Below are 25957 nucleotides of genomic sequence, written 5' to 3' on the forward strand. Positions count from 1 at the left end.
CGAAAGGAAAATCAAATGGACCAGTTCTTGAAGTCACTTCGTAGCCGCAAGGCGCATGTCCAGTCTCGTATCGACGACGAACAGTCGCGGCCAGCACCAGATGGCCTCCGCTTGAGCGCGCTTAAGAAATTGAAGCTGCGTTTCCGGGAGCAGATCGAGCTCATCGAGCGTCATAACCGCCAGAGCATGCCGGTCCTCATCCCTGTCGCCAAACGAAGATCGTTCAAGCTCTAGAGGAAGGGATGACAATGTACAAACACATCAGTCGACAAGATCACAGATCTTTAGAGGCTAACGACGCTCTTCACAAGCTCGTCAGTGGCTACCGAGCGCTCAAAAAGCGAATTGGGACCCGCTCAGTCGTGGCGAGCAAGACTACCATGTCCTGACCAGACGATCGCAGTTGATCGCTGCGATGCGTGGGTCACATCAGAGAAGAGCTGGAAATTCGGCGAAAGGCAAGGTCAACTCGCCGAGCGAAGCAATACACTTTTGTTCGTCCCAGCAGCGGACCTATCGCCCCTCAATTTCCTATCGCTGTCCGGGCCCCTCTGACGAAAGATGCCGGTCTTTTCGTGATGTCGGACTTCAATAAAACCGGATCGCCGGCTGGAGTTTCTCACGTGGAGTTAACGTTACTTTTCGCTGATTGGTTGGGAAAACCCGCCTGGATGTGGCTAGGGTTCCTCGGTATCGTGCTTGCACTCCTGATTTTTGACTTGGGCGTTCTCCACCGCGAAAACCGCGAGATCGAGGTCAGGGAAAGTCTGCTTCTCTCATCCGTCTACGTTTCGCTCGGCCTAGCCTTCGGAGGATTTATCTGGTGGCAGCTCGGTCCTGAATCGGGGATGAACTATCTCACAGGTTTCGTGGTGGAAAAGACCCTGGCGCTCGACAATGTGTTTGTCATCGCGCTGATCTTTTCGTTCTTTGCCGTTCCCCGGATCTACCAGCATCGCGTGCTGTTTTGGGGCATTTTGGGTGTGATCGTGCTTCGCGCGATCATGATCGGAGTGGGTGCAACACTCGTCTCTCAGTTCTCCTGGGTGCTCTATGTCTTCGCCGCCTTCCTGATCATCACAGGCGTCAAAATGCTCTGGATCGGCGATAAAGAGCCGGAGCTGGCTGGCAATCCCATCATTTCCTTCCTTCGCCAGCGGCTAAACGTCACTGAAGGGCATCACGGTCAGGCCTTCTTCGTGGAGAAACAGGATCCACTAACCGGCCGCTTGAGGTGGTTTGTCACACCGCTGTTCCTAGCTTTGGTCATGGTCGAACTCGCCGATATCGTCTTTGCAGTCGACTCGGTTCCTGCGATCTTCACGATCACTACAGACCCGTTCATCGTCTACACCTCGAACATCTTTGCGATCCTGGGACTTCGCGCTCTCTACTTCGCGCTGGCAGCCATGATCCATCGATTTAAATATCTGAAGCCGGCCCTTGCCATCGTGCTCGTGTTCATCGGCTCAAAGATTTTTGTCGCAGATCTGCTTGGCCTCGAGAAATTTCCCGCCGCTCTCTCGCTCGGGATTACCTTCGCTATCATCGCGGCGGGCGTGTTCTGGAGCCTCGTCAAAACACGCGACGACACGCATCCTGCTTAACCATCGTTTTATCAAAAGCTAAGAGAAAGCCCCAATGATCTCTCATATTTTCGCAAGCCTGGTCGCATCCTTAGCTATCGATCGCTGCAGGCCGAAACTGTGGAGGAGGTGCAGGCAGCACGCCAACCCGTGGCGACCGTCAAACGCTTAAGCCGCATCGCGTCGCAATGACCGACGCTGCTTGAGCGCGCCTCTAGCGACTGGGGTTGGGTCGCGACGACGGCGATCCATGTCTCGGGTTGCTTTACATGTCTAGAGGATTTGCTTGGTTGGAAAGACCCCGTCTGCTCAAGCGTGATCCGAGCGCTGAATGCCTCAGCTGCGAGCGGGCCTTGATCCGTATGCAGCGTACACGCAACGGAGATGATGCGCGCTGCTCCCTGACGGCGAAATCCGCGGTGTGGCATCGCGCCATGCACAAACTTTTGATTGTTGCTGGAGCTTCACGCGGTTTTTGAGTTCAAAGTGATCTACGCTTTCGGTGAAAAACTGCTTCTTCTTCAAGCATATGTGCCGCTTCAGTCGGGGCTGCGACAGATGAATAGCCGGATTAAATCCGATCGATGGTTCACTGGTTGGCCGTTGTGCGATCATGGCGTCTGGCAAGGGGGTTGCCGAGACGCAATCGCGATTGAAGTTTTTGACGAGGGCCTTCGCCATTCCGTGGATTGAGAGCCTCAGATCCACGCAGATGTACGTCCACGCATTGATCCGAAACAGCCCAATCCGCGTAAAACGGGAGAGATGTATATGGAGAATTTCAATGGATGCTGTCGCCAACCAGGGCTGCCGTTTGTCAGCGGCATATCGTCCGACTCAAGAGGAAGCGGAAGAAGCAGTGCGGACTCTTCTTCGTTGGGCCGGAGACGATCCCAACCGGGAAGGCTTGCTTGAAACGCCGAATCGGGTTGCGAAGGCGTATCGCGAGCTGTTTTCCGGCTACGAGGTGGTGCCGGAGGATGTTCTTTCCAAAACGTTCTCAGAGGTAGCTGGTTACAAGGACATGGTCCTTGTGAGGGACATCGGGTTTCATTCCCATTGCGAGCACCACATGGTGCCGTTTCACGGGATCGCCCATATAGCCTATATTCCGGACAGGTGCGTGGTCGGGCTTTCAAAGCTGGCTCGGCTCGTAGAACTTTATGCCCGCCGGCTTCAAACCCAGGAAACCATGACCGCGCAGATCGCAAAGGCTCTGGATGAATGCCTCCGGCCGCAGGGTGTTGCAGTGATGATCGAGGCTGAGCACATGTGCATGGCGATGCGAGGCATCCGCAAGGAAGGCGCCAAGACGTTGACCACCGTGTTCACCGGCCAGTTCGATGTGTCGGCGGAGCGGCAAGCGCGCTTCATGATGCTGGCGCGGACATGAAACGCTTACGGTGACTGTTGCAACCTAAAGAGCGTGAAATGACCGAAACGCTGATGCGATCATTATCTCACGGGTACTCCGCCTTGGTCCTTGGGGCGAGCGGCGGAATAGGTCAGGCGTTTCGCTGGCAGTTGGAGATGGATGCCGGCTGCGGCAAGGTCGTATGCCTTTCGCGTAGAGATGACGCTTTCGATGTTACCGACGAAGATTCTGTGCTGCGCGCCGCCGACAGGATGAAGTCGGAGGCATTCGATCTTATCGTCTGTGCTACAGGCGCACTGACCATCAATGGGCTCGGACCAGAGAAGTCGCTTCGTCAAATTTCACAGCACTTAATGATGGCGCAATTTGCGCTCAATGCCATAGGACATGCTTTGATACTCAAGCATTTTGTTCCGTTGCTCGCGCGACGAAAGCGCGTGATCTTCGCAGTTTTGTCGGCGCGCGTGGGCTCCATTGGTGATAATGCGCTCGGAGGATGGATTTCCTATCGTTCGTCCAAGGCCGCTCTCAATCAGATCGTTCACACCGCCGCGATTGAAGTGAACCGGACGAACCCCTCATCCTTGCTCGTCACCGTGCATCCGGGCACCGTTAAAACGGACCTGTCCGCGCCATTCGCGTCGGGACACAAGCGTTTCGAGCCCAATGATGCAGCGCGCCGCATCCTGGAGATGCTCGACGGTCTGACGCCGGACCGTACGGGCGGGTTCTTCGCCTATGACGGAACCGCCATCGCCTGGTAGCCGTAGATGGGTGCTCCATATCCACACGGTTTGCAAAGTCGCCTCCCATGAGCACTGTCCGCAATCTCATATTCATACTCGGCGATCAGCTGACGTGGTCGCTTTCGAGCCTTGAAGCTGCCGATCCCGGGCGGGACATCATCTTGATGTGCGAGGTGATAGAGGAAGCCACCTATGCACATCATCACAAATTGAAGATGGCGCTGATCTTCTCGGCCATGCGGCATTTCGCCATCGAGCTTCGCGAAAAAGGCTTCGACGTCCGATATGTCCATCTGGACGATGTAGACAACACGGGTTCGTTCACCGGAGAACTCGCCCGCACCGTCGCGGCAATATCGCCAAAGCGCATAATCGTAACCGAAGCGTCCGAATGGCGCGTTCTTCAAGCCATGAAACCTTGGAAATCTGCGTTTGGCTTGCCAGTGGAAATTCGCCCAGACACCCGGTTTCTGGTGTCCAAACAGGACTTTCAGACATGGACACAAAGCCGCCGCGCGCTGACGATGGAATATTTTTACCGCGACATGCGCCGCCGCACCGGTCTCCTCATGAATGGAAAGGATCCGGAAGGCGGACGGTGGAACTTTGACGCAGACAATCGCAAGCCCGCACAGGCAGACCTTTTCCGTCCAACGCATCCACGCTTCCCGCCGGACGCGGTGACGCGGGATGTCCTCGACCTCGTCGAGCGCAGGTTTCCACGTAACATGGGGTCGACGGCCCAGTTCTCCTTTGCCGTGACCCGCTCCGATGCACAAAAAGCGGCGGATGCCTTCGTTCGAGACTTCCTTCCCGATTTCGGCAAAACGCAAGACGCAATGCTGAAAGAGGAACCATTCCTCAACCACGCGCTCTTGTCCTTCTACATCAATATCGGCTTGCTGGATCCTTTAGAGATATGTCGGATGGGCGAACGTGCCTATAGGGAGGGACACGCGCCGCTCAATTCGGTCGAGGGGTTTATTCGACAAATCATCGGGTGGCGCGAATACATCCGTGGAATCTATTGGCTGAAGATGCCAGGCTACGAGAAGAGCAACATTTTCGAAGCAAAACGACCCCTTCCGGATTTCTTTTGGACCGGCGAAACCGACATGGCCTGTGTTTCATCCGTCATTACGCAGACGATAAAGCACGCATATGCGCACCACATCCAGCGCCTGATGGTCGTTGGGAACTTCTCGATGCTGGCGGGCCTGGACCCCTATGCTGTCCACGAATGGTATCTGGCCGTCTATGCCGACGCTTTCGAATGGGTGGAATTGCCCAACGTCATTGGCATGAGTCAGTTTGCAGACGGCGGCTTCATGTCGTCCAAGCCGTATGCCGCGAGCGGCGCCTACATCGCACGTATGTCGAACTACTGCGGCGGATGCCGATACGACGTTTCGAAGAAGAGCGGAAAGGACGCCTGTCCATTCAATGCCCTGTATTGGGATTTCATCGTTCGAAACGCTGATAGCCTCTCCAAAAACCATCGTCTCGCCCAGATTTACTCCTCTTGGGGTCGTATGAGCCTGGAAAAAAGGAAGGCGTATCGGAACAGCGCATCCAAGTTTCTGCAGAAGCTGGACGATGGTGAACGGGTTTGAAAGGGCTTCATCCTCCAGCGATTCATCCGGTACGTATCATTGAGGCGGAAACTCCAGCTTGCGCACGTCATATCCGAGTTCGCTCGCTTTCCTTATCATGCGCTGGAGCTTCGTCTTGGAGGGAACGGCACGGGCATAGATCCAAAGGTCCGTCGTGGATGGATTGGCGCTGATGAACCAGGATTTGTCAGGTGATTTGTAGAGCACCCAGTAATTGAACGTGATCAGCAACGGGTATCGAACGCGCATCTTCGCATTCGTCGACCCGAAGTCCTCGATCTTGCCGTTTCCGCGAACCGTCTTGAGGCGGCCGTCCGGCGGCTCCATCCGGCAACCGTCCTCAACCAAGACCTCGTCGGGTGCTTTGCCTTGCCGGTAGGTCGAGTAACCCGCGACGCATCCGTCCGTCATGAACATGGGTGTGCGACCGATCTCCAGCCAGGTGCCGCTGTAGTGATCTGGGCCGACTTTGACGACCTGGGGCGCCCCAGATGCAGTTCCAGCAACGCCTAACAGGAACGCTGCCAACAGAGCAGTCCCGATCGTGAGCGTGACCCGTTTCATAAAACCCTCCCTATTACAGGTTATGATCTTCCTAGCGCAGTAAGTAATTGTTGTTGTAGAATGTATTCGTGATATTCATCTGAAGATTGGAAAAAGATGACAGTATTAGCACTGTAAACGCCTAATCTCACTGACAACCAAGAAGGTTGCATTCCAAGTTTCATCAATCGTCACGCATCTCACGATTTTCCGAATCCGAAGGCCAGCCTGATGATTTGCAAAATAACATCACGGCTTCTATCGCTTTTTTCTTGTCTGTAAATGGCCCCTGAAGATAGTGCGAGCGGCCGTTGAATTCGACGAATACTCCTTTTCCGACAACATCATAGATGATGTTAATCTTAGTTTCGCTAGACATTATTGTCTCCAACGCCTTACGATGATTTATTTTACTGCAGTATCGACAAGTTTTGGCATATCCTATGGAGAAATATTTATAGAAGCCGTTTTATTGAAGTTAAAAGTACAATGTAAATGGTGGCACCCCGCATAAGCAGAGTTCGTATCTATAATGCGAGGCGCCATTACTACCTCACATCGGGGGCATGAGGACCTTGTCAATCACGTGAATAACGCCATCGTCGGCTACTACATCCGCATTCACGACTTTTGCCTCGTTGACAGTAACGCCATTTTCCAAATCAACGGAAAGCTCAGCGCCGTTAACTGTTGCTGCCTTCATGTCGTCTTTGAGATCTTTTGACATCACCTTGCCGGAAACAACATGGTAGGTGAGAATTTTGGATAGCTTGTCCTTGTTTTCCGGCTTCAGAAGGTCCTCAACGGTTCCAGCCGGGAGAGCCGCAAAGGCATCGTCAGTCGGTGCAAAAACAGTGAAAGGACCGGCGCCTTTAAGGGTGTCGACAAGGCCTGCTGCTGTTACCGCTGCCACAAGGGTCTTGAACTGACCGTTTGCCTGCGCGGTGTCGACAATGTCAGCTGCGTGAGCGCCATACGCTGCGGAGGAAAGGGCGAGTGTGGATGCAAGAAAAAATCTCTTCATTATGCGTTCCTTCCGTCTCTCTCGCGTGCCATACGCGGTTTTTGAACACCTTCATGTACGAGCACTTATAGAAATCGGATCAGTGAAGATGGCTTGGGTCCAGAAATTCCAATACTCTTTCTGAAGGGAAGTACGGGAACAGTCCGGTGCGACAACTTTCGTAGGCCTGAAGACGCGCCGAAGCCATCGCGCCTCCTCGTGCCCGCGGCGTAGCGCAGTGTGCTGAAGCAGTTTCGGGCATGATGCGACCATCGGTCAAAATCTTTAAGTGGCATTACGGGTTGCATGCTGAGCAGAATGTCGGGGAAGCGCGCTCGCCATTTGACCTTTCAACTAACTGCTCATGGCCGCAAGCGGCGCAACCCATAACATCATGAGACGGCAATTGCGTTTGCGAATTACATTCGCTGCAGCATAGCCCCGCCGCTGTTCCAACCCAGCCCCATCCGGGATGGTCGCACTGGGGACAGGCGGTCATTAGGCGTTTGACAAAGCGCTTGCCTAGCTTGGCAATGACGGACATGCGTCGAGGGTTCATGTGCGCTCGCATGTCTGTCTGGATGCGCGCCAAGCTGCAGGGTGATTGTGTAACGGCTGTTATGACCGCCTCGCTCAAAGCCGCAGCATCTCTTATGCCCTTTGCGGTCACCACGTCTGTGCCGACGACACTCACAATTAAAGCATACTGAGGATACTCAATCGAGTTCAAAAATTTGTCCGCTTCGTTAACGTCTTCCACGTCAATATGGGCAAAATTCGGAGACTCATCGATGATCATATCGACGATCTCGACCCCGGATCGGATATCGAGCCATAAGATAAGCTCCCGACCGATCGGAATGAGCGGAATGAATGGGTGTGGACTGTAGGAGCCTTCACTTGCGATGCCGATCGGCAGGCCGCTTAACGCGGCCGCCGCTTTTGCTTTTGCTCGAGCGGCGTCGAGTATGGTGCCCGCTCGCTTCACTTCGCTGGTGAATGTTCCGAACCTATCCGTGTTGAGATCGCGAGGAACCGCCAGATGAACATCTATATCGGCAAAGGAGGGCGAAAGCGCTGCCTCCTTTCCGTGCATGGTTCCAAGCGCAACCTGCCTTGGTAACTTGAAGTAAATTGATGACGAAAGGCTCGAATCCCTGGATTCTGCGTGGCCGAGCGTCCATTGTTTGCGAGATAGATCAGAAATATTCATTTCAGCTTCTCCAACCGATCGCACTATTCTCTATAGCGCGCGAACTGGAGCTCTAAAAATTCATTGTTTCGATCTATTTATTCTCTTTAATGAATGGGTTTTCTGCAGTCGCTGCGGCTTTGGAGGGTTTTAGCAGAAATGATACGAGCGGATTTGGGAAACGACGTTTCACGGTTATAGCGTAAAATGTCTCGACCATGCCCGGAAGGGCGTCGTACTCGATGAGCTTGCCGGTCTCCAGTTCACCCTTGACAACGATAGGAGGAAGAACGGCAAGACCGGCTCCTTCCAGAGCGAGGACGCGCATCATCGCCATATCGTCCACTTCTGCAGCAATCTGAGGTGTGATTCCAAGTCGTGCTACGAGAGCGTCAAATTGCGAGCGAACCCCACTTTCGAGCGACGGCAGAACGACGGGGTGGTCGGTGAAGAGATCCACAAGGCTAGCACGAGATTTAGTGTAAGGTATTTTGCCCACTAAGCTCACTCGCTGTTGATAGATTTGCTGGGTGATAAATGGTGTGACGGAATCGGTCATCGGGGCTTGATTCAGCAATACGATGTCAAGACTCAGTGCTTCAAGCGCGCCAAGCAACTCGCTTGTACTACCTGAGCGTAGTATCATATCAACGTCTGGGCGCCCGAGAATCGGTCGCAAGAACTCAATCTGGAAATTGCGAGAGAGTGTCGCAAGCGCGCCTATCCGGATGGCACGGCGGGTCCTGCCGGTTTCTTTCAACGTCTCAACGAGTTCCTGCCCTGAGGCGAAGATCGCGTCCGCATGATCGAGCGCGATACGCCCCGCTTCTGTTAGAAATAACTGCCGTCCGCGGCGCTCGAAAAGGGCATGGCCCAAGCGCCCTTCCAGCTGCTTTATCTGTGTGGAAAGAGCCGACTGAGAGAGGTTCAGCCGTTCAGCCGTACGCGTTAGATTTCCATCGTGTGCGACGGCACGAAAGTAGCGAAGGTGATGATAGTTCAACTCTGACATCATTCTAATTTATAGAACGATTTCGTGAAAACAATGAATTTTTTTCATCTCTAGCCGGGTGATAACAACGCCTCGTATCGACGCTTTGCCAAGTGTCGAATGTGCATGGAGACCTTTATGATCACGAGTCTTCCCTTGGTAGCGCCGCTGATCCTTGCGGGTGCTTCCTTCTATTGTTTTACGGCGTCCAGCCTTCGGCCTCGTCTGGCCGTGCGCATAGCTGAATTAACGGCTCTTGCCTCGATTGTTGTTGCGATCCTGTCAGGCATCGTGCTCGCCTTGAATGGACCTACAACAGGTCTGGCAATCGGGTACTATTACTTTGCATTCTCCTCGCGCCTCGATCTGGTCAGTGTCCTGATGCTGTCGCTCGTATCTTTCATTGGTTGGATAGTGCTGCGTTATGCTGGCAATTTCCTGGACGGAGAACGGCGCCAGGGCGCCTTCACAGGCTGGATGGCTGCGACCATCGCTGCCGTCCTCTTGTTGGTTCAAGCAGGCACGCTTTTGCAACTTGTCATGGGGTGGATCACATCTAGTCTGCTGCTCCACAAACTTCTGCTTTTTTATCCGCAACGCCCCGCGGCGCAGCGTGCCGCGCGCAAGAAATTCATCATCTCACGCACTGGCGACGCGGCCCTTATTTGCGCTGCGGTCCTCTTGTCGATTGATTTGAAGACAGGCGATATCGCGACGATCCTTGCCATCGCGCGTGACGGGGATGGCACGCCGCTGACGAGTGCTGCCGCAGCCTTTCTGGCGATCTCGGCCCTCCTCAAGTCGGCGCAGTTTCCGACCCATGGCTGGCTGACCGAAGTCATGGAGACGCCAACGCCGGTTTCCGCCCTGCTGCATGCCGGCGTTGTAAACGCCGGAGGCTTTCTGCTCATACGGCTTGCCGACGTTATGTTGCACGCTCCATTGGTGCTGGCCATATTGGTCATCGTGGGTGGGTTCACAGCGCTTTTCGGCAGCCTCGTCATGCTTACGCAATCTGCGGTGAAGACTTCACTGGCTTGGTCTACTGTGGCGCAGATGGGTTTCATGATCCTGCAATGCGGCCTTGCGCTTTTCCCCATCGCACTCCTCCACATCATCGCTCACTCCCTCTATAAAGCGCACGCCTTTCTTTCTTCTGGCTGCGCCGTCGAAACGGTCTCTGCCATCCCGCGTCCAGGCCCGGTTACAATTCCAAACCTAGGCGCGGTCGGTCGCGCTTTCCTTTTGGCCTTCTTTATTTACGCTGTGTTTGGGGTGATCTTTGGAATCGTGGACAAGCCGCCGCAGGCGATGGCTCTCGGCGCGATGCTCATATTCGGGGTAGCTTATCTCATTGCTCAAGGTCTAGCAGATGCCGCACCACGAGCGCTGACGTGGCGGACCACCCTATATTCCATAGCGGCAGCCACAGCCTACTTCGCCCTGCAGTGGATGTCGGACAATCTGCTGAACGGCACGTTGCCGACAACACCGCAGCCCGGCCCACTCGAATGGACGCTTATGTTGCTCGCTGTCGCCACCTTTGGCTTGGTGGCGTTGGCTCAGTCTCTGTTCCCGCTATGGGCCTATCATCCGGCAGCGGCCGGCTTCAGGGTTCATCTTGCCAATGGCCTCTATGTGAATGCGCTCTTCGACCGCCTGCTTGGCGGCTGGACTATTACACGATCGGTGTCGCCGACGTCTGACTTCGTAAAGGAGTGAATCCATGGCCGATGTAGGAAAAGTCGAAACCTTGCATGGCGAAGCACTGGTACGAGCAGCAAACGAGGCGGTAGGGGCTGTTCCACCAGCCTGGCCGCTGACAACGTCCATAGCCGTCAATCCCTTTCTCGGGCAGGTGAACGAGCGCTTCGATCACACGGCAGCTCGGCTCGCTCGAATTGGCGGCATACGGCTCGCACTACCCCGTAAGCACTATTCGGCCAAGATTGCCAATGGTGAGATCGCGGACGAAGATCTTATCGCCGCCCTTGACGCTAGTGTACTTTTTAATCGGATAGACTTGCGTGAACTTAAGATTGCCGCTGCCGCTGAGCCGCAGCATCTCGCGCCTTTGCCAACTATCTCAGAACTCGCGGCACAAGCCACGGGCACGGATTGGCCCTCACTGGTTTGTGACCGCATCGGTTCTTTCGCCTCCGGCTTCTTCGATGAAGGTCAAGCCCTTTGGGCTGCATCCCGTCGCAATGGTCTCTATGCCGCTTGGCGGGAATTTGCGACCCACGATTTGACGACGGAAATCCACGGTCTAAAGAACTTTTGCTTCTATGTCACCGACGCGCCCGAAACCCCACAAGCAGCCATTGAACGAGCATCCGTTACGCTTGGTCTCGGCGCCGAGCCCGGTACTTATTTTCATCAGCTTCTGCTAACGCTTGGCGGATGGGTCCAGTTGGCACGACACATCCAATTCAAGGCAGAGTTGGAGGGCAGGGATGATACGACCGCGCTTGAATTGCTCGCTGTGCGGCTGATCTTCGAAGAGGCGCTCTACATTTGCCACAGGTCGGCCATCGATACGGAATGGGTAAAGGTGCGGCGGACCCATAGGGCGCCAGTCTCGGTAGAATTCGACACGGCGATCGACGGCATTCTCTTGTCAGCTGCCGAGCGCTCAGGCCAACGTAAGCTCGCCTGTACACTTGCCGAACCAAAACCCGCCAATGTTACTGAAGTGCAGCCGGTGCTGCAGGCGGCATTCTGCATCGACGTGCGTTCTGAGGTTTTCCGGCGATCCCTCGAAAGCTTGGATCCAGGAATCCGCACGATAGGCTTTGCCGGTTTCTTCGGTCTCGGTATCAGCCATAAGGGTTTCGCGTCCGACGTTCCCGAACAACGTCTGCCAGTTCTCCTGAACCCTTCCGTTTTCACCTGTAGCGCGGTGGATCAAAGAGGAGAGACCGATGTGCGGACACGGCTGAGCGCGCGAGGAACGCGTGCCTGGGGTCGATTCAAGCTCGCGGCGGTCTCCTCTTTTGCTTTCGTTGAGGCGATGGGGCCGGTTTATGCTGGTAAACTCGTGCGCGATGGTCTCGGTTTCGGCAAAAGTAAGCGCGCAGACGTCGCCATGCCGCGCTTTAGCCCAAGCCTCGATTTGACTACGCGGGCAAGTATGGCCGAGATGGTGTTGAAGGCCATGTCGCTCACGGAGGGCTTTGGGCGCTGCGTACTTGTTGTTGGCCATGGTGCAAACGTAGCCAATAATCCCTACGCTAGCGCACTACATTGCGGAGCTTGTGGCGGGTATGCAGGTGACGTCAACGCGCGTTTGCTGGCGAGCCTGCTAAACGAGCAGCCAGTGCGTGAGAAGCTATCTATGAAAGGGATCAACATTCCTTCTAACACCATTTTCCTTGGTGCGCTACACGACACAACGACTGACACTGTAACTCTGTTCGATCATGATCTCGGAGATGGCATTGCACGCGGGGACATCGTTCGCATTCGTCATTGGCTCGTCGATGCCGGACGGTTAGCGCGAGCCGAACGGTCGAAACGTCTGCCACGAGCGACGGCAGACAACGTCATCAGGCGTAGTCAGGACTGGGCGGAAGTTTGGCCCGAGTTAGGACTTGCTGGCTGCCGAGCTTTCATCGCTGCACCGCGTTTCCGAACCTCCGGTCGGTCCTTGGATGGACAGGTCTTTCTCCATGATTACGTCTGGCGCAAGGATGAGGACTATAAAATTCTTGAGCTCATCCTGACCGCACCTGTTGTTGTCGCGAGCTGGATTAGTCTGCAATACTTTGGTTCGTCGGTCGCGCCGGTTCTCTTCGGGGCTGGCAACAAGTTACTTCACAATGTCGTTGGCGGCATCGGAGTCGTCGAGGGTAACGGTGGCAATTTACGCGCGGGCCTTCCTTGGCAATGTGTGCATGATGGAGAACATTTCATTCACGAGCCTCAACGGCTGACGGTTGCCGTGGAGGCGCCCAGGGATGCGATCACCGCAATCTTGACCCAACATAACCAGGTTCGCGCACTGTTCGATAACGGCTGGCTAAATCTGTTTGCTCTTGACGAGAAAGGTCATATGGCGTGGCGCTACACTAACGGTTTGATCTGGGAACCATTTCAGCACATGAACAATACCATGGCACCCACGTGTGCGATACGAAGATGAACTTAGGAAATATGATGAGGCGCTCTCCACTGGTGGCGGGTAATGAATGCGAGAGCACCTCATCCTCCTTTTATGCTCCAGCTAGCACGGCTCGTTCACTCGCTTTGCATCCGCATCGAAGAATTCCGAAACCGCGAAAATATCCTTGTCACCACGGCCGCAGAGATTGAGGATGACAATGGCCTCCTTCGGCATGAGAGGAGCAATCTTTAGCGTAGCAGCCAATGCGTGCGACGGCTCGAGAGCTGGAATTATGCCTTCCTCCACCGCAAGAAGCCGGAACGCGCTCAGCGCCTCGGTGTCTGTGGCCGAGGTATATGAAACTCTGCCGGTTTCTTTCAACCATGCATGCTCTGGACCAACGCCGGGATAATCAAGCCCTGCCGAAATTGAATGACCCTCTCTAATTTGCCCGTCGTCATTTTGCAGAAGGTAGGTTCGATTTCCATGTAAGACGCCAGGCTGGCCCGTTGACAACGACGCGCAGTGATCTCCGCTCTCTATACCACGGCCGCCGGCTTCCACACCAAGCATCGATACTTCTGACTCATCGAGGAAGGCATGAAACAGTCCGATTGAATTGGAGCCTCCACCAACGGCTGCCACCAGAAGATCCGGAAGTCTTCCCTCATATTCAACTATTTGCCGTCGCACTTCATGGCCGATGACAGCCTGGAGAGACCGAACCATTTCGGGATACGGATGGGGGCCAGCGACGGTCCCGATGAGATAATACGTGTCATCTATGTTCGAAACCCAATCGCGAAGCGCTTCGTTCATAGCGTCCTTCAGGGTTCCGTTCCCCGAAGACACTGCGTGCACTTCGGCCCCAAGAAGGCGCATCCTGAATACGTTTGGCGCCTGCCGTTCTATGTCCTTTGATCCCATGTAAATTACACATTTGAGACCGAACCGTGCTGCAACTGTTGCAGTTGCAACGCCATGCTGTCCTGCGCCGGTTTCAGCTATGATTCGTGTCTTTCCCATTCGGAGCGCCATCAAGATTTGCCCGACGCAGTTGTTTATCTTATGGGAGCCAGTGTGGTTGAGTTCGTCGCGCTTTAAATAAATACGCGCACCACCTATCGAGGCAGACAAGCGCTCCGCCAGATACAAAGGGCTTGGCCGACCAACGTAGTGTCGACACAACAGCTCAAAGCGCGCCCAGAAGGACGAATCCGCTTTAGCTTCCTGCCATTTTGCATCCAGCTCCAGGAGGAGAGGCATCAGCGTCTCGGCTACGAACCGTCCGCCGAATGTACCGAAGAAACCATCCACGTCCGGCATTCGGGCTTTATATGTTTCCATGTCAATTTCTCCAATCGAACCATCTTACGATTCAACGCGCCATGTGGATCGCAAATCCGGAGAAATAAGCGTCGAAGCCAATCGCTTTGAGGCTCTGAGCACGACTTCGGATTGTTTGTAAAATGTGAGTGCAGTTGGAACCGCCTTATTTTCGCGGTTGCCTGCGGGCTATTTCTGCCCGCCCGTTGGCTATAGTGGCATGCTTGTTGTGCCGTGCATCCGGCATAACTGAAAGCAACTCGTAGCGCATATCGGGCGATACGCGCACTACGTAGGTCGAGGGTATGCCCTATTATGGTTGCGCCAGTTCCGCCGCACCGCGCGCCAAGCCAGAAATAGCGTCACCAGCGCGATGTAGATCCATGGTTCCAGCCTCACGACCTTCACCGACATGGCGAAGTGCAGCGCTCCGGCTGCGGCGATGATATAGACAAGCTTGTGCAGTTTTACCCAGCGCGGCCCGAGCCGGCGGATCGACCAGTTGTTGGAGGTGAGCGCCAGCGGGATGAGCGTCACGAAAGCGGCCATTCCGATGGTGATGAAGGGGCGCCTGGGGATATCGACGAGGATGGCCGTGAAATTCAGGTACTGGTCGAGCACCATATAGGTCAGGAAGTGCATCAGCACGTACCAGAAGGCCAGCAAGCCGAGCGCCCGTCAGTAGCGGATCCAGTTGATGCCGAAGAGATCGCGCAGCGGCGTGATCGCCAGCGTGGCGACAAGGAAGCGCAACGCCCAGAGCCCCAGCAGGTGCTCGAATGCCTTCACCGGATTGCCCGGCAGGCGCCCTGTCGCGCCGAGCCAGAAGTCGTAGGCCGCGGGTAGGAAACCGACGGCATAAAGCAGCCAGATCGAGGTGGCATGGTATTTACGGGGCAGGGCGGGCAGCATCAGTAGTTCGCCCTGAGATCCATGCCGCTATAGAGGCCGGCGACCTCCTCGGCATAGCCGTTGAAGGGCAGGGTCGGCCGGCGGTTCGCGCCGAAGAAGCCGCCTTCGCTGATACGGTTCTCGCTGGCCTGACTCCAGCGCGGGTGATCCACCTCCGGATTGACGTTGGCATAGAAGCCGTATTCGTTCGGCGCGGAGATGTTCCAGGTGGAGGGCGGCTGCTTGTCGGTCAACGTGATCTTAACGATCGACTTGATGCCCTTGAAACCGTATTTCCAGGGAACGACGAGGCGGATCGGTGCGCCATTTTGGTTGGGCAGCGTCTTGCCATAGACGCCGACGGCGAGGATGGCGAGCGGATGGCGAGCCTCGTCGAGTCGCAGGCCTTCGACATAGGGCCAGGGCAGCGATTGGAAGTAGCCCGATTGCCCCGGCATCTCCTCCGGCCGCACCACCGTCTCGAAGGCGACGTATTTGGCATCCCCAAGCGGCTCCACCTTGTCGAGCAGGGCGGAGAGCGGAAAGCCCACCCAAGGAACGACCATTGACCAGGCCTCGACGCAGCGCATGCGATAGACCCGGTCCTCCAGCGGCATGGCCAGCAGCTCCTCGAGGCCGAATTCCTTCGGCTTGCCGACCAACCCGTCCACCTTCACCGTCCAGGGTGTCGGTTTTAAATTTTTGGAGTTTGCCGCGGGATCGCCCTTTCCCAGACCGAATTCGTAGAAATTGTTGTAGCTGGTGACGTCGTTTTCGGGCGTCAGCGTCTCGTCGACCGTGTAACCGGTCTTCGATGCCGTCAGGGCTTCGGCGAAGGCTGGTGTGCCGGCGGCTGCGAGCGCGCCGCCGGCGGCAGCTACCAGAAACGAGCGACGACTAAAGAAATAGCTTTGCGGGGTGATTTCCGAGGCTGCGATTCGTGGCGGGCGATAGAGGGACATTGTGCTCACCCTTGTTGTTTGTGCATGCTTGCTAATTCCTCAGCCTCAGAGTTTGAAATCAAGACGCGACTACAGCGAGCAAATTTTCGTGTCGGGGCCGTGATGGGCACGCGATCGTTTACGTCCGTCTTGCCGCTTAGACCGAAAGAAACAGAGCGATACAGGGTCTATTCCGAAGGAATTCCCGGCAGGCAGTAACTTAAGACCTACTATGGCGCCTTGGGGTTCACCCAACCGGAAAGCTCCCGCCTAACGATCTTCTCCAGCACTTTCATGCCTTCCGGCGAATCGTTCAGGCAGGGGATGTGCGCGAACTTTTCGCCGCCGTTGTGCAGGAAGCTGTCGGCAGCCTCCTCGGCGATCTCTTCCAGTGTTTCCAGGCAGTCGGAAACGAACCCGGGATTTAGCACGGCGATACGTTTGACACCTTCCTGCGCCAGCTTTTCCACGGTCTTGCCGGTGTAGGGCTGCAACCATTCCTCCGGCCCGAAGCGGGACTGGAAGGTGACCACGAGCCTGTCGCTCGACCAGCCGAGGCGTTCGCGCAGCAGGCGCGCGGTCTTCTGGCATTGGCAATAGTAAGGGTCACCCTTCTCGAAATAGCTTTTCGGAATGCCGTGGAAGGAGGTCAGTACCTTTTCCGGCTGCCAGTCGAGCGTCGCAAGATGCTTCTCGATGGAGACGGCGAGCGCGTCGATATAGGCCGGGTCGTCATGATAGGGCGGCACGGTGCGCAGCGCCGGCTGCCAGCGCATCTTGAGCAGTGTCTCGAAGGCCTTGTCGTTGACGGTTGCCGTCGTTGCCGCCGCATATTGCGGGTAGAGCGGGAAGACGAGAATGCGTTCGCAGCCTGCCTTCTGCAGGTATTCCATTCGCGAGGCGATGGAGGGCTGGCCGTAGCGCATGGCCCAGTCGACGATGACGTTGGCATGGTCCTTTAGGGCTTCAGCCATCAGCTCGGCCTGGCTACGTGTATATGTGCGCAGGAAGCTCTCGTTCTTTTCCTTGTTCCAGATCGTCTCATAGGCCTTGCCGACCTTGCCGGGGCGGGTGTTGAGCACGATGCCGAAGAGGATCGGATACCAGGCGATGCGCGGCCACTCGATGACGCGCTTGTCCATCAGGAATTCCTTCAGGTAGCGCCGCATGGACGTGTAATCCGTGGCGCCGGGCGTGCCGAGGTTGACGAGCAGAACGCCGACCTTGCCGTGCTTGACGGGCGGATGGCTGTGTTCGATTTTTGGGGATGTCAATCGCATTCTTTTTTGTGCCAATTTCAGTTACCAGGAAGCGTGGGAATAAGCGCGGCAGTATCCCGTCTCGCGCGAATGGGGTCGGCAGGGCGTTCCAATACATAGAGGCCGACATTTATGGTTCCGGCCTTAAAACCAGCCGCGCAGTAGCAGAGGTAATAGTCCCACAGGCGATGAAACTGTTCACTGTAGCCCAGTGCGCTGATGCGGGGCCACGCGGCGCGAAATCGCTTCCGCCACTCGAGGAGTGTTCGAGCATAATCCGATCCGAAATACTCGCATTGGACCATCCGAAGCCCTGCGTTCGCAGCTTGTGCCTGGATGATGCTTTTGGTCGGAAGCATACCCCCGGGGAAGACATGTCGCTGAATGAAATCTGCCGATCCGCGATAGGCGGCAAAACGGCTCTCGTCGATCGTGATGACCTGAAGCACGGCGTGTCCGCCCGCGCGAAGCCTTTGCTGCAGAGTCTTGAAGAACAGCGGCCAATAGGCCTCGCCAACCGCTTCCAGCATCTCGATGGACACGATCCGGTCAAAGCTTCCCGTGACATCTCTATAGTCTTTCAACTCCAGACGGACTGCTTCCTGCTGGCCGTTGGCCCGGATGCACTCCGTCGCATGGTCCAGTTGCGCTGAGGATAGCGTTACACCATCCACCGTGGCGCCCGCATGTGCGAGACTTGCTGCGAGTGCTCCCCAACCGCAACCGATCTCCAGAATTTGCTCGCCTCCCTTGATCGACAGGAGCTGTTTGACCCGCTCTATCTTTGCCCGTTGGGCCTCCTCCAGGCTGAGAGCCGGTTCCGTGTAGAGCGCTGAGGAATAGGTCATGCTCGGGTCGAGCCACTCCCTGTAGAAGGCATTGCCGAGGTCGTAATGATAGGCGATGTTCTTTCGGCTGCCCGTCTTGTTGTTCGCGCGCAGCGCATGGCGGAACCGGTGCAGCAGCCTGACCGCTAGGTGGCCTGAAATCTTTCCGTCAAGCATATCGATGTTGCGTGCGGCCAATTCCAGGCAGGCTTCCAGGTCCGGCGTCGACCAGTCCCCATCGATATAGGCTTCCGCAAAGCCGAGATCACCGCCTGTCGCGAGCCGGCGGACGGCCCGCCATCTGTGAATATTGATCGCCGCCGAAGGCCCCGGACGTGTGCCGATATGTTCACTACGTTCGCCTGAGGGCAGGACAACTGTGATTTTCCCGATATCGACAGATGCGATGACGGCGTTCATTGCGCGCGCGAAAACTCCGATCTTCGCTCTGTTTTCGCCAAGACCACGCCTGAATATTCTTGCTAATGCGGCCACGATGTCTTCCTGGAAAATTTGATAAAGTTATGGGTGCAGGCGCTTCGGACGCCGTGTGGCTCAAAGCCGTTTCACGCCGTGTCCGTGTAACTTGCTGTTTCCGGTGGTGGCGGACTTGTGCGGAAGCGTGCGCCTTTCAGCCAAAGCTTGAAGGCTTCCCAATGGATACCGGCCATCACCTTCATCGTCATGAAGGGGAAACGGATCAGGCAGCGCGCCAGCATGCCGTCCGTCAGCGGCGCGGCGTCCGCATTGAACGTGGCGGCCATGACCGGCTCTTTGCCTGCGGTTTCGTGAATTCGCAGCCGGACAGTCCGGCCGGGCGGGAGGATGCGGAAATGGTAGCGCAGGCCCATGTCCATGAAGGGGGAAACATGAAAAACCTTCGTTCGTGTCTGCCGAATGCCGGCGGCGCTGATCTCGCCAGCAAGGACCGGTGCCACATAGCTGTGCCGCTCACCGAAGGTATTCCTGACCGCATAAATGATGGCAACCAGCCGATCTTCATCGTCATAGGCGAAATAGGTCGAGAGCGGGTTGAAGACATAGCCGAACATGCGCGGGTAGGCGAGCACCAGAATACGGGCCGCGGGTTTTTCGAGACCGGCGCGCGCCAGCAGACGGTCGGCGAACTGTCGCAGTGTCTCACCGTCCTCTTCGACGTGGTCGAGCTCATGGAATGACAGGATTCCATTGCGGTTCACGGTAAGCAGGCGCGTCAGTCCGGCGAGATCGACAAGCCGGTCGACATCGACCAGAAGTGAAAAGACGCTATAGCTGAAGCGGTGGCCGAAAGGATGCAGCCTCTGATGCATCACCTTTCCGGCATAAAGCGTACCGGCCGCAGAGGGCGGCGGACCGTTGTCGGCCATGCTAGTGACCCGGATCTGCTTCATGCCTTGCTCTTTTTCGTTCATCATCGGGCCGGCTGCCAGCGCACGTTCTTGCAAAGCACGCCGCCAAGAATACACCCGCGCGTTAGAAGCGAATTGTCGGACACCTGCACCGTGATCGAATAGGTGCGCTCGCGTTTCTCATCGAAGGCGGTGCCTGATAATGTATCCGGCGATTTGGGCTGAAGCGACATGATCAGGCGGTCGCCGGCCTCTTCGCCCTTGCTGGTATCCCGGATCCAGAGATTGGTGGCGCAGATATTGCGGCCGCATGGAGCGATGCGCACACGCGCGTTTCCGTCGTCGCGCAGCCAGACACCGCTTGGATCGGCGGATTGCTGCGCTTGGGAGGCTGCGGCAGTCAGCATCAGGGCGGAAAACGCAGTCAGAACGGCTATCCTCATCGGTCCATCCTCGTTGCTTTTCCTTGAATACGCATGCGCGGGCAGATCGGTTCACCCGAGGTGATCCGTCAGAGCGACGAAGGCGTAGAAATGTCGACAAACGTAATGGGAGACATCGGTATGAAAACCATCGTCATCGCCTATCTGGCGACGGGCATCGCCTTTCTGACCGTCGATGCCATCTGGCTTTCGACGATGGCCGATATGCTTTATAGGCCGCTCCTGGGCGACAAACTGGCGCCGCAGTTTGATCTGGCGCCGGCCGTTGTCTTCTATTTGATTTACATTGCCGGCATCGTATTTTTCGCCGTGATGCCCGCGCTCGACGGGGAAGGACTCGGCAAGGCTGCGCTGAACGGTGCGATCCTCGGCCTAGTGGCCTATGCGACGTATGACCTCACGAACCAGGCGACATTGAGAGACTGGCCGCTTTCCATCACGCTTGCCGATATTCCCTGGGGCGCGTTCGTCACCGCGATCGGTGCATCAGCCGGTTTTCTCGTGGCGAGCCGCATCGGCTGACCGTTCCGTCTGAGCCAGAATGCCTGAGAACAGGATCGCGACGAAGGCGGTGAGCATGCCGGCGCTCAGGAGGTTGAGCCGCGCCAGAGCGGCATATTGGACTGCGTCGTACCGCGCGAGCGGCTGGCCGTAGGCTTCATGCAACAGAAGGAAAATGCCGAAGGCGATCGCTGCAAGCGCCAGCCCGATGACGCGCTCCCGCGGACGAAACACCAACAATGCGATGACGCCACACGGAACGAGGAAGATTTCGACCGCAGACGCCGTGCCAAAGAGCCATGCCGAAAGCATGGTATTGCCGATCCCCGCCAGCGGAAGTAGAGCCCGCCCTGCCACGCTATTCCGTCGCGCCACGGCCGGTACGGCGAGAAAGAATGGTGTCGAAAGGAATGTGAACCAGGCGGCGGTGACGTCGGCACTCACCAGCCAGAAGAGATAGAGCGGGTAAAAGGGCTGGTTCGACGCGACCAGCAAGGAAGTCATGTTCGCCGCAGCGACACGCGGGTCGGGATGGTGCGCATAGGCCCGCACCATCGCGGTGAGGCGTTTCAGAAAGAAGATCACCGGCCTGCGCCGGCGGGGCTTAGGCGATAGTGGCTCACGCCCCATTCTTCTCCATCGGCATGGCCGAAGAGCCCGGCCGTGGCGAGGAAAAACATTCGCCAGCGCCGCATCCAGACGGATGCGTCCTTGCCGTAGGTCGCCTCGAAGATGGTGCGGATCGCGTCGCGGTTTCGGTCGAAATTGTCGAGCCAGTCCTGCGCGGTGCGCTCGTAATGCTTGCCGTTCCAACGCCAGTCCCGCTCGACGGTGAAACTGTCGTCAAACGCGCGAACCAGTCCATGGCTGGGCATGACGCCGCCGGTAAAGAAATACTGCGCAATCCAGTCCGCCTTGTCGGCATGGTCAAAGCGATAGGCAGTCTTGCGATGCGAGAAGACGTGCAGGAAAAGCCGCCCATCGTCACGGATCCAGCTGCGTGCACGCTGGAGCAGGCAATGCCAGTTGGACATGTGCTCGAACATTTCCACCGACACGATGCGGTCGAAGGTGCCGTCCGGTGAGAATGTGTTCATGTCCGCGGTGATCACGGTCAGATTGCGAAGGCCGCGGCGTTTGGCTTCCGCCTCGATATAGGTCCGCTGCGAGGATGAATTCGAAACGGAGACGATGCGACCGGACGGAAAGCGCTCTGCCATGAACAGCGAGAGGGAACCCCATCCGCAGCCGAGCTCGAGAATATCCTGCCCGTCTGCGAGGTCCGCGTGAAGGCACGTCTCCTCCAGAGCCGCGATTTCCGCCTCTGCGAGTGTCGTGGCGGGCGAGGCATAGAGGCAGGATGAATATTTACGGCGCGGGCCGAGCACCAGCGAGAAGAATGCCGCGGGAAGCTCATAGTGCTGGGCATTGGCGTCATCCGTGTGCACGGCGATGGGCCATTCGCTCATGGAACGCGCAAAGTCCTGGTCGGTCGGACCGGTCCCCTCCGCCAGCAGGCGGCGCGTGCGGCCAACGAGCCGGCTGATGCCGAACCGCAGGGCATGATCGGGTAACGGCAGCCGCTCGGCGGCGGTGATGGCGGTCTCGGCAAGGTTCATGTCGTCTGCTCCCGTTTTTGCGCGCCCGGCCAGAAGGCGTTGACGCGCCTGGCATAGGCGGTGAAGGCAGTGCCGCGTGAACGCATCATGTGCGCCTCAAGCGGCGGAATCCCTGAAACGTGCACCAGCAGCCAGTACATCAGGGCAGGGCCTGCAAGCGCCAGCCAGCCCCAGCCCCAATCGCCGGCAGGGCCGATAGCCACGACTGCATAACCAACCCATCCGAGCCACTGGAAGAAATAGTTGGGATGGCGCGACAGGCCCCAGAGACCGACATCGCAGACCTTGCCCCTATTGGTGTCGTCGCTGCGAAACCGTGCCAGCTGCGCATCGGCAATGCCTTCCCCGACGACGGTGATGACGATGATCGCGATGCCGGCAATATCGCTCCACTGCCAGCCTATGGCCGGGTTTCGTGCTGCGGTGAAGATCGTGGTGGTGAGGAGAAGCGCGGCGGCGGCCTGGATCTGCAGAAACAGGAAGAGACGCCCGCGCCAGCGCTCGCCCCATTCCTCCTGAAGTTTCGCGTAGCGAGGATCCTCGCCCCCCCTCAGCGTGCGCCGCAGGATATGCAGGCCAAGACGACAAGACCAGAGCGCGGCCACCGCTGCCATGAGAAGCCGTCGCTGCCCATCGCTCTGCCAGTCCGAAACCGGAAAAAGCGCGGCAGCCACACCCGCCCCGCCCACGAGAAAGGACCAGACGGTATCGACCCAGCCGGATCCCGCCCCCTTCACGACCGCGAGCCAAACAGCTGCCATGCCCAGCGAGATAGCAGCGGCCAGAAGAAGGAAGAGCGCCACCGCCGGCATGGTTCAAATCCCGAAGATCGGCTGCAGCATGCGGCCGATGAGATTGTTGAAGCGCATTTTACCCTCCATAGCGGCAAGGCAAATACAATCATCGCCATTGTCGACGACCGGTTGGTGATCAACGTCTTCGTCCATTTCCGCGAGATCACCTGGACCGAATGTTCCGAAACGATCGGTGTATGAACCCGATACGATATAGGTGAACTCGGTGCCGACATGTCCGTGGTCTGGAAGGGCGCGGCCCGGGCCGACCTTGAGCAGGATGAGATTGGCATGCGGATCCTGAGGCACGCCGACCCGGCTCATCTTCATACCGGGCCCGATCCAGCGCCAGCGTCCGATATCGCAGCCGCGCAAAGCGTCCGGCAGGCGAATGCCTTCAATCTCCACCGGCGCCCGCGGCGGCGGTGTGAAGGGGGCGGCGGCGTCCTCATCGTCCAGCATGGCAAGCACGTCGCTCAATGCGGTTGCCGACATTTGCGTCGCTTCCGTTTCTTCCAGAAGCGCGCCCCCCAGCGCTTCATATTCGCCGACGCGGGCGCGACAGGCCGGGCAGCTTGCCAGATGCGCCCTGACGACGATGGCGGGCGCGGGGGCAAGCGTGCCGGCGGCGTAGCGCATCAGGGTCTCGTCGGTTGCGTGATGTGTGGTGGTCATGATTTGTCTTCCAGCAGCCCGCGAAGCCGGTTCATGGCCAGGCGTGTTCTAGATTTCACGGTGCCGAGCGGAATACCCAATTCATCGGCGATTTCGGTCTGCGATCTCTCGCTGAAATACGCGAGGCGGATGATCGTCTGTTGCTCGGGTGAGAGCGCGGTCAGCGCGTTGCGCACCGCAGCGTCCCGCTCGGCGTCGAGCATTCCATCCTCAACCGTATCCATCGCCGTCTCAGCATCCGGCGGCAGAGCCGAAGGGTCTTTCTGCCGTCGCAGATGGTCGATGCGAATGTTGCGCGCGACTGTGAAGATCCAGGTCGCCACGCCCGCGCGTTCCGCATCGAAATACGAGGCCTTGCGCCAAACGGTCAGCATCGTTTCCTGCACGAGATCATCCGCCGCGACGGAGGACAACGTCCAGCGAAGGAAGAAGGTCTTCAGCTTCGGTCCGAAATAGCGGAAGAGGAGGGCAAAAGCCTGACGGTCTCGATCCTGCGCAACCTGTCGCATCATTTCGACAAGCGCATCGGGCGAAGGCGTCTGTTGTTTGTCCCTTGAACTCACCACAGCAAGGCGCCGGCCGGTCTGGAGACCGGGTTTGTGATTACTCTCAACGGGGTTCGAAGCTTCATTCATGCATCCTTATACGCGGTGCTCTCCGAAGCGGATCACACTACGCGATATCGTCCTTCGCAGTGATCCGTCAAAAGTGTCCGCCCGTAAAGGATACAGATAGTTGTCCAAAGTTCGAAAGCCGCAAAAGGATCGTCATGCGCCATTTTCCTCAATCGGATCGGCCACTCAAAATCGCGGTTGTCGGCACGGGCATCGCCGGCCTTTCAGCGGCATGGTTGCTTTCGAAGCGCCACGAGGTCACCGTTTTCGAGGCGGACGATCGCGTTGGCGGCCATTCGCACACAGTGTATGCGGGCGGTGTTCCGGTCGACACTGGCTTCATCGTCTATAACGAAGTGAGCTATCCTAACCTCACTGCGCTGTTTACGCATCTCGACGTCCCGACCAAGGCGTCGGAAATGTCCTTCGCCGTCTCGATGGACGGTGGGAAGCTGGAATATGCCGGTACGAATCTCGCCGGTCTTTTCGCCCAGCGCAGCAACCTTGCCAGCCCGCGCTTCTGGTCGATGCTGCGAGACCTCGTGCGTTTCTACCGTCAGGCGCCAGACGGCGTGCGTGATCTCGATCCTTCCGCTAGCCTCAACGACTATCTCGATAGCGCCGGCTTCGGACGGGCGTTTCGCGAAGACCACCTCTATCCAATGGCGGCCGCGATCTGGTCGACACCGGCACTTGAGATCGGGAATTATCCGGCGCTTTCCTTCGTGCGCTTCTGCGAGAACCACGGCTTGCTGAAATTCGTGCGCAGGCCAATCTGGCGAACGGTCGATGGCGGCAGCCGTGCCTATGTCGAGCGGCTGACAGCGTCGTTCCGCGACAGGATCCGGACCGGTACGCCGGTAAGGGCAATCCGACGCGTCAACGGTGCGGTGGAGATTTCCGCGGGCGGCGCGGAGGCCGAATGGTTCGATCATGTCGTGATCAGCGCCCATGCCGACCAGGCGCTGGGGATGCTTGCCGATCGCTCACCACGCGAAGCCGAACTCTTGAGCACGTTCACCTACGGAGATAACGAGACGGTCCTCCACCGCGATGAAACCTTGATGCCAAGCCGCAGGCGTGTCTGGGCAAGCTGGAACTACCTCGCGCAATCCGGACGTGACCGCACGGCGGTGCGCAAGCCCTGCGTCACTTACTGGATGAACCGGCTACAGGGGATTTCCGATTTGCGTCCCTGCTTTGTGACGCTTAGCCCCTTACATGCACCCGCCGAAGACAAGGTGATCTGGCGCGGACTTTACCAGCATCCTCTCTTCAACGCCGCGACGCTTGCCGCGCAAAAGCAACTATGGTCGCTTCAGGGTGAGGCCAATACGTGGTTCTGCGGATCCTATTTCGGTTCCGGCTTCCACGAGGATGCCATTCAGGCGGGTCTGGCCGTTGGCGAAACCTTGGGAGGAAATATGCGGCCATGGTCCGTCGAGGGCGAATCCGATCGAATATTCAGAACCCTGCAGGGCGCTTGATTGCGTGCGCCTTCAGGTTCTTCTGCAATTCTCGATGCTTCCTGCCCACCAGTCTGATACCACGTCCCCAGAGTGAT

The 25957-nt window shown here is 57.2% G+C and carries 25 protein-coding genes and 1 pseudogene; 9 read left to right on the top strand and 17 right to left on the bottom strand.

Annotated features, from left to right (window positions below):
• The first annotated feature begins 15 nt into the window (after positions 1 to 15).
• The 5 genes from GR138_RS28395 (at position 16) to GR138_RS28415 (ending at position 5320) form a co-directional block, all read left to right on the top strand.
• Positions 16 to 234, top strand: a complete 219-nt coding sequence (locus GR138_RS28395; protein WP_160862630.1) for a YdcH family protein — start codon at positions 16 to 18, stop codon at positions 232 to 234.
• A 389-nt stretch (positions 235 to 623) separates the two neighbouring features.
• A complete protein-coding gene (locus GR138_RS28400; protein WP_160862657.1) occupies positions 624 to 1607 on the top strand; it encodes a TerC/Alx family metal homeostasis membrane protein in 984 nt (327 codons plus the stop codon).
• A gap of 763 nt (positions 1608 to 2370) precedes the next feature.
• On the top strand, positions 2371 to 2979 hold the full coding sequence (folE, locus tag GR138_RS28405) for a GTP cyclohydrolase I FolE (RefSeq protein WP_160862631.1): 609 nt from the start codon (positions 2371 to 2373) through the stop codon (positions 2977 to 2979).
• A 38-nt stretch (positions 2980 to 3017) separates the two neighbouring features.
• Positions 3018 to 3725, top strand: coding sequence for an SDR family NAD(P)-dependent oxidoreductase (locus GR138_RS28410; protein WP_246200800.1), 708 nt, complete (start codon positions 3018 to 3020; stop codon positions 3723 to 3725).
• A gap of 47 nt (positions 3726 to 3772) precedes the next feature.
• Positions 3773 to 5320, top strand: coding sequence for a cryptochrome/photolyase family protein (locus GR138_RS28415; RefSeq protein ID WP_160862632.1), 1548 nt, complete (start codon positions 3773 to 3775; stop codon positions 5318 to 5320).
• Between the two features lie 36 nt (positions 5321 to 5356).
• Here GR138_RS28415 and GR138_RS28420 read toward each other — a convergent pair whose 3' ends face one another.
• The 5 genes from GR138_RS28420 to GR138_RS28440 form a co-directional block, all read right to left on the bottom strand.
• Entirely contained in the window at positions 5357 to 5884 is a 528-nt protein-coding gene (locus GR138_RS28420) for a lipocalin family protein (RefSeq protein ID WP_160862633.1), read from the bottom strand.
• A gap of 163 nt (positions 5885 to 6047) precedes the next feature.
• On the bottom strand, positions 6048 to 6242 hold the full coding sequence (locus tag GR138_RS28425; protein ID WP_160862634.1) for a hypothetical protein: 195 nt from the start codon (positions 6240 to 6242) through the stop codon (positions 6048 to 6050).
• A 174-nt stretch (positions 6243 to 6416) separates the two neighbouring features.
• Positions 6417 to 6887, bottom strand: a complete 471-nt coding sequence (locus GR138_RS28430; protein ID WP_160862635.1) for a fasciclin domain-containing protein — start codon at positions 6885 to 6887, stop codon at positions 6417 to 6419.
• A 274-nt stretch (positions 6888 to 7161) separates the two neighbouring features.
• On the bottom strand, positions 7162 to 8079 hold the full coding sequence (locus GR138_RS28435; protein WP_160862636.1) for a DUF6671 family protein: 918 nt from the start codon (positions 8077 to 8079) through the stop codon (positions 7162 to 7164).
• Between the two features lie 73 nt (positions 8080 to 8152).
• Positions 8153 to 9070: a LysR family transcriptional regulator gene (locus GR138_RS28440; RefSeq protein ID WP_160862637.1), complete on the bottom strand. Its 918-nt coding sequence runs from the start codon at positions 9068 to 9070 to the stop codon at positions 8153 to 8155.
• 117 nt (positions 9071 to 9187) lie between these two features.
• On the opposite strand from GR138_RS28440, the gene GR138_RS28445 reads away from it, so the two are divergent.
• Entirely contained in the window at positions 9188 to 10771 is a 1584-nt protein-coding gene (locus tag GR138_RS28445) for a proton-conducting transporter transmembrane domain-containing protein (RefSeq protein ID WP_160862638.1), read from the top strand.
• 4 nt (positions 10772 to 10775) lie between these two features.
• Positions 10776 to 13193 (top strand): YbcC family protein, encoded by a 2418-nt coding sequence (locus GR138_RS28450; RefSeq protein ID WP_160862639.1) that lies wholly within the window; start codon positions 10776 to 10778, stop codon positions 13191 to 13193.
• Positions 13194 to 13274: 81 nt separating this feature from the next.
• Here the strand turns inward: GR138_RS28450 and trpB are convergent, their stop codons facing one another.
• The 7 genes and pseudogenes from trpB to GR138_RS28485 form a co-directional block, all read right to left on the bottom strand.
• Positions 13275 to 14501, bottom strand: a complete 1227-nt coding sequence (gene trpB, locus GR138_RS28455; protein ID WP_160862640.1) for a tryptophan synthase subunit beta — start codon at positions 14499 to 14501, stop codon at positions 13275 to 13277.
• Between the two features lie 267 nt (positions 14502 to 14768).
• Positions 14769 to 15392, bottom strand: a pseudogene (gene msrQ / locus GR138_RS28460) (protein-methionine-sulfoxide reductase heme-binding subunit MsrQ).
• Positions 15392 to 16333, bottom strand: a complete 942-nt coding sequence (gene msrP, locus GR138_RS28465) for a protein-methionine-sulfoxide reductase catalytic subunit MsrP (RefSeq protein WP_160862641.1) — start codon at positions 16331 to 16333, stop codon at positions 15392 to 15394. The pseudogene msrQ and the gene msrP overlap by 1 nt, the downstream one beginning before the upstream one ends.
• Positions 16334 to 16542: 209 nt before the next feature.
• Positions 16543 to 17586: a ferrochelatase gene (gene hemH / locus GR138_RS28470; RefSeq protein WP_246200802.1), complete on the bottom strand. Its 1044-nt coding sequence runs from the start codon at positions 17584 to 17586 to the stop codon at positions 16543 to 16545.
• Between the two features lie 23 nt (positions 17587 to 17609).
• On the bottom strand, positions 17610 to 18893 hold the full coding sequence (locus GR138_RS28475) for a class I SAM-dependent methyltransferase (RefSeq protein WP_160862643.1): 1284 nt from the start codon (positions 18891 to 18893) through the stop codon (positions 17610 to 17612).
• A 71-nt stretch (positions 18894 to 18964) separates the two neighbouring features.
• The gene (locus tag GR138_RS28480; protein ID WP_202402898.1) at positions 18965 to 19789 is read right to left on the bottom strand and encodes a DUF1365 domain-containing protein; all 825 of its coding nucleotides are present in this window, start codon (positions 19787 to 19789) and stop codon (positions 18965 to 18967) included.
• A gap of 20 nt (positions 19790 to 19809) precedes the next feature.
• On the bottom strand, positions 19810 to 20190 hold the full coding sequence (locus GR138_RS28485) for a DUF2147 domain-containing protein (RefSeq protein WP_160862644.1): 381 nt from the start codon (positions 20188 to 20190) through the stop codon (positions 19810 to 19812).
• A 120-nt stretch (positions 20191 to 20310) separates the two neighbouring features.
• Between GR138_RS28485 and GR138_RS28490 the strand changes: the two genes are divergently transcribed.
• Positions 20311 to 20712, top strand: a complete 402-nt coding sequence (locus GR138_RS28490) for a DUF2177 family protein (RefSeq protein ID WP_160862645.1) — start codon at positions 20311 to 20313, stop codon at positions 20710 to 20712.
• Here the strand turns inward: GR138_RS28490 and GR138_RS28495 are convergent.
• Genes GR138_RS28495 through GR138_RS28515 form a run of 5 tightly spaced genes read right to left on the bottom strand, consistent with a single transcriptional unit; the run spans position 20677 to position 24414 of the window.
• The gene (locus GR138_RS28495) at positions 20677 to 21276 is read right to left on the bottom strand and encodes a hypothetical protein (RefSeq protein WP_261005854.1); all 600 of its coding nucleotides are present in this window, start codon (positions 21274 to 21276) and stop codon (positions 20677 to 20679) included. The genes GR138_RS28490 and GR138_RS28495 overlap by 36 nt on opposite strands.
• Positions 21273 to 22310 carry an SAM-dependent methyltransferase gene (locus tag GR138_RS28500; RefSeq protein ID WP_160862646.1) on the bottom strand — a complete coding sequence of 346 codons (1038 nt, stop codon included), beginning with the start codon at positions 22308 to 22310 and terminating at the stop codon, positions 21273 to 21275. Before GR138_RS28500 ends, GR138_RS28495 begins: the two co-directional genes overlap by 4 nt.
• Positions 22307 to 23122: a DUF1295 domain-containing protein gene (locus tag GR138_RS28505; protein WP_160862647.1), complete on the bottom strand. Its 816-nt coding sequence runs from the start codon at positions 23120 to 23122 to the stop codon at positions 22307 to 22309. Before GR138_RS28505 ends, GR138_RS28500 begins: the two co-directional genes overlap by 4 nt.
• Positions 23123 to 23125: 3 nt before the next feature.
• Positions 23126 to 23779 carry a ChrR family anti-sigma-E factor gene (locus GR138_RS28510; protein ID WP_160862648.1) on the bottom strand — a complete coding sequence of 218 codons (654 nt, stop codon included), beginning with the start codon at positions 23777 to 23779 and terminating at the stop codon, positions 23126 to 23128.
• On the bottom strand, positions 23776 to 24414 hold the full coding sequence (locus GR138_RS28515) for a sigma-70 family RNA polymerase sigma factor (protein ID WP_160862649.1): 639 nt from the start codon (positions 24412 to 24414) through the stop codon (positions 23776 to 23778). The genes GR138_RS28510 and GR138_RS28515 overlap by 4 nt, the downstream gene beginning before the upstream one ends.
• 134 nt (positions 24415 to 24548) lie before the next feature.
• Here GR138_RS28515 and GR138_RS28520 point away from each other — a divergent pair, with 134 nt between their 5' ends.
• Positions 24549 to 25880: an NAD(P)/FAD-dependent oxidoreductase gene (locus GR138_RS28520; protein WP_160862650.1), complete on the top strand. Its 1332-nt coding sequence runs from the start codon at positions 24549 to 24551 to the stop codon at positions 25878 to 25880.
• Positions 25881 to 25957: the final 77 nt, after the last annotated feature.

It is taken from the genome of Shinella kummerowiae (assembly GCF_009827055.1).
GTDB lineage: Bacteria > Pseudomonadota > Alphaproteobacteria > Rhizobiales > Rhizobiaceae > Shinella > Shinella kummerowiae.

What these genes read in the sequence shown, in the direction of transcription:
- msrP (WP_160862641.1), bottom strand. Translation starts at nt 16,333, where the DNA reads ATGTCCCTCTATCGCCCGCCACGAATCGCAGCCTCGGAAATCACCCCG.
- GR138_RS28420 (WP_160862633.1), bottom strand. Translation starts at nt 5,884, where the DNA reads ATGAAACGGGTCACGCTCACGATCGGGACTGCTCTGTTGGCAGCGTTC.
- GR138_RS28505 (WP_160862647.1), bottom strand. Translation starts at nt 23,122, where the DNA reads ATGCCGGCGGTGGCGCTCTTCCTTCTTCTGGCCGCTGCTATCTCGCTG.
- GR138_RS28415 (WP_160862632.1), top strand. Translation starts at nt 3,773, where the DNA reads ATGAGCACTGTCCGCAATCTCATATTCATACTCGGCGATCAGCTGACG.
- GR138_RS28480 (WP_202402898.1), bottom strand. Translation starts at nt 19,789, where the DNA reads ATGAAGCAGATCCGGGTCACTAGCATGGCCGACAACGGTCCGCCGCCC.
- folE (WP_160862631.1), top strand. Translation starts at nt 2,371, where the DNA reads ATGGATGCTGTCGCCAACCAGGGCTGCCGTTTGTCAGCGGCATATCGT.
- GR138_RS28445 (WP_160862638.1), top strand. Translation starts at nt 9,188, where the DNA reads ATGATCACGAGTCTTCCCTTGGTAGCGCCGCTGATCCTTGCGGGTGCT.
- GR138_RS28520 (WP_160862650.1), top strand. Translation starts at nt 24,549, where the DNA reads ATGCGCCATTTTCCTCAATCGGATCGGCCACTCAAAATCGCGGTTGTC.
- GR138_RS28410 (WP_246200800.1), top strand. Translation starts at nt 3,018, where the DNA reads ATGACCGAAACGCTGATGCGATCATTATCTCACGGGTACTCCGCCTTG.
- GR138_RS28430 (WP_160862635.1), bottom strand. Translation starts at nt 6,887, where the DNA reads ATGAAGAGATTTTTTCTTGCATCCACACTCGCCCTTTCCTCCGCAGCG.
- GR138_RS28515 (WP_160862649.1), bottom strand. Translation starts at nt 24,414, where the DNA reads ATGAATGAAGCTTCGAACCCCGTTGAGAGTAATCACAAACCCGGTCTC.
- GR138_RS28500 (WP_160862646.1), bottom strand. Translation starts at nt 22,310, where the DNA reads ATGAACCTTGCCGAGACCGCCATCACCGCCGCCGAGCGGCTGCCGTTA.
- GR138_RS28425 (WP_160862634.1), bottom strand. Translation starts at nt 6,242, where the DNA reads ATGTCTAGCGAAACTAAGATTAACATCATCTATGATGTTGTCGGAAAA.
- GR138_RS28450 (WP_160862639.1), top strand. Translation starts at nt 10,776, where the DNA reads ATGGCCGATGTAGGAAAAGTCGAAACCTTGCATGGCGAAGCACTGGTA.
- GR138_RS28440 (WP_160862637.1), bottom strand. Translation starts at nt 9,070, where the DNA reads ATGTCAGAGTTGAACTATCATCACCTTCGCTACTTTCGTGCCGTCGCA.
- trpB (WP_160862640.1), bottom strand. Translation starts at nt 14,501, where the DNA reads ATGGAAACATATAAAGCCCGAATGCCGGACGTGGATGGTTTCTTCGGT.
- GR138_RS28490 (WP_160862645.1), top strand. Translation starts at nt 20,311, where the DNA reads ATGAAAACCATCGTCATCGCCTATCTGGCGACGGGCATCGCCTTTCTG.
- GR138_RS28395 (WP_160862630.1), top strand. Translation starts at nt 16, where the DNA reads ATGGACCAGTTCTTGAAGTCACTTCGTAGCCGCAAGGCGCATGTCCAG.
- GR138_RS28510 (WP_160862648.1), bottom strand. Translation starts at nt 23,779, where the DNA reads ATGACCACCACACATCACGCAACCGACGAGACCCTGATGCGCTACGCC.
- GR138_RS28435 (WP_160862636.1), bottom strand. Translation starts at nt 8,079, where the DNA reads ATGAATATTTCTGATCTATCTCGCAAACAATGGACGCTCGGCCACGCA.
- GR138_RS28485 (WP_160862644.1), bottom strand. Translation starts at nt 20,190, where the DNA reads ATGAGGATAGCCGTTCTGACTGCGTTTTCCGCCCTGATGCTGACTGCC.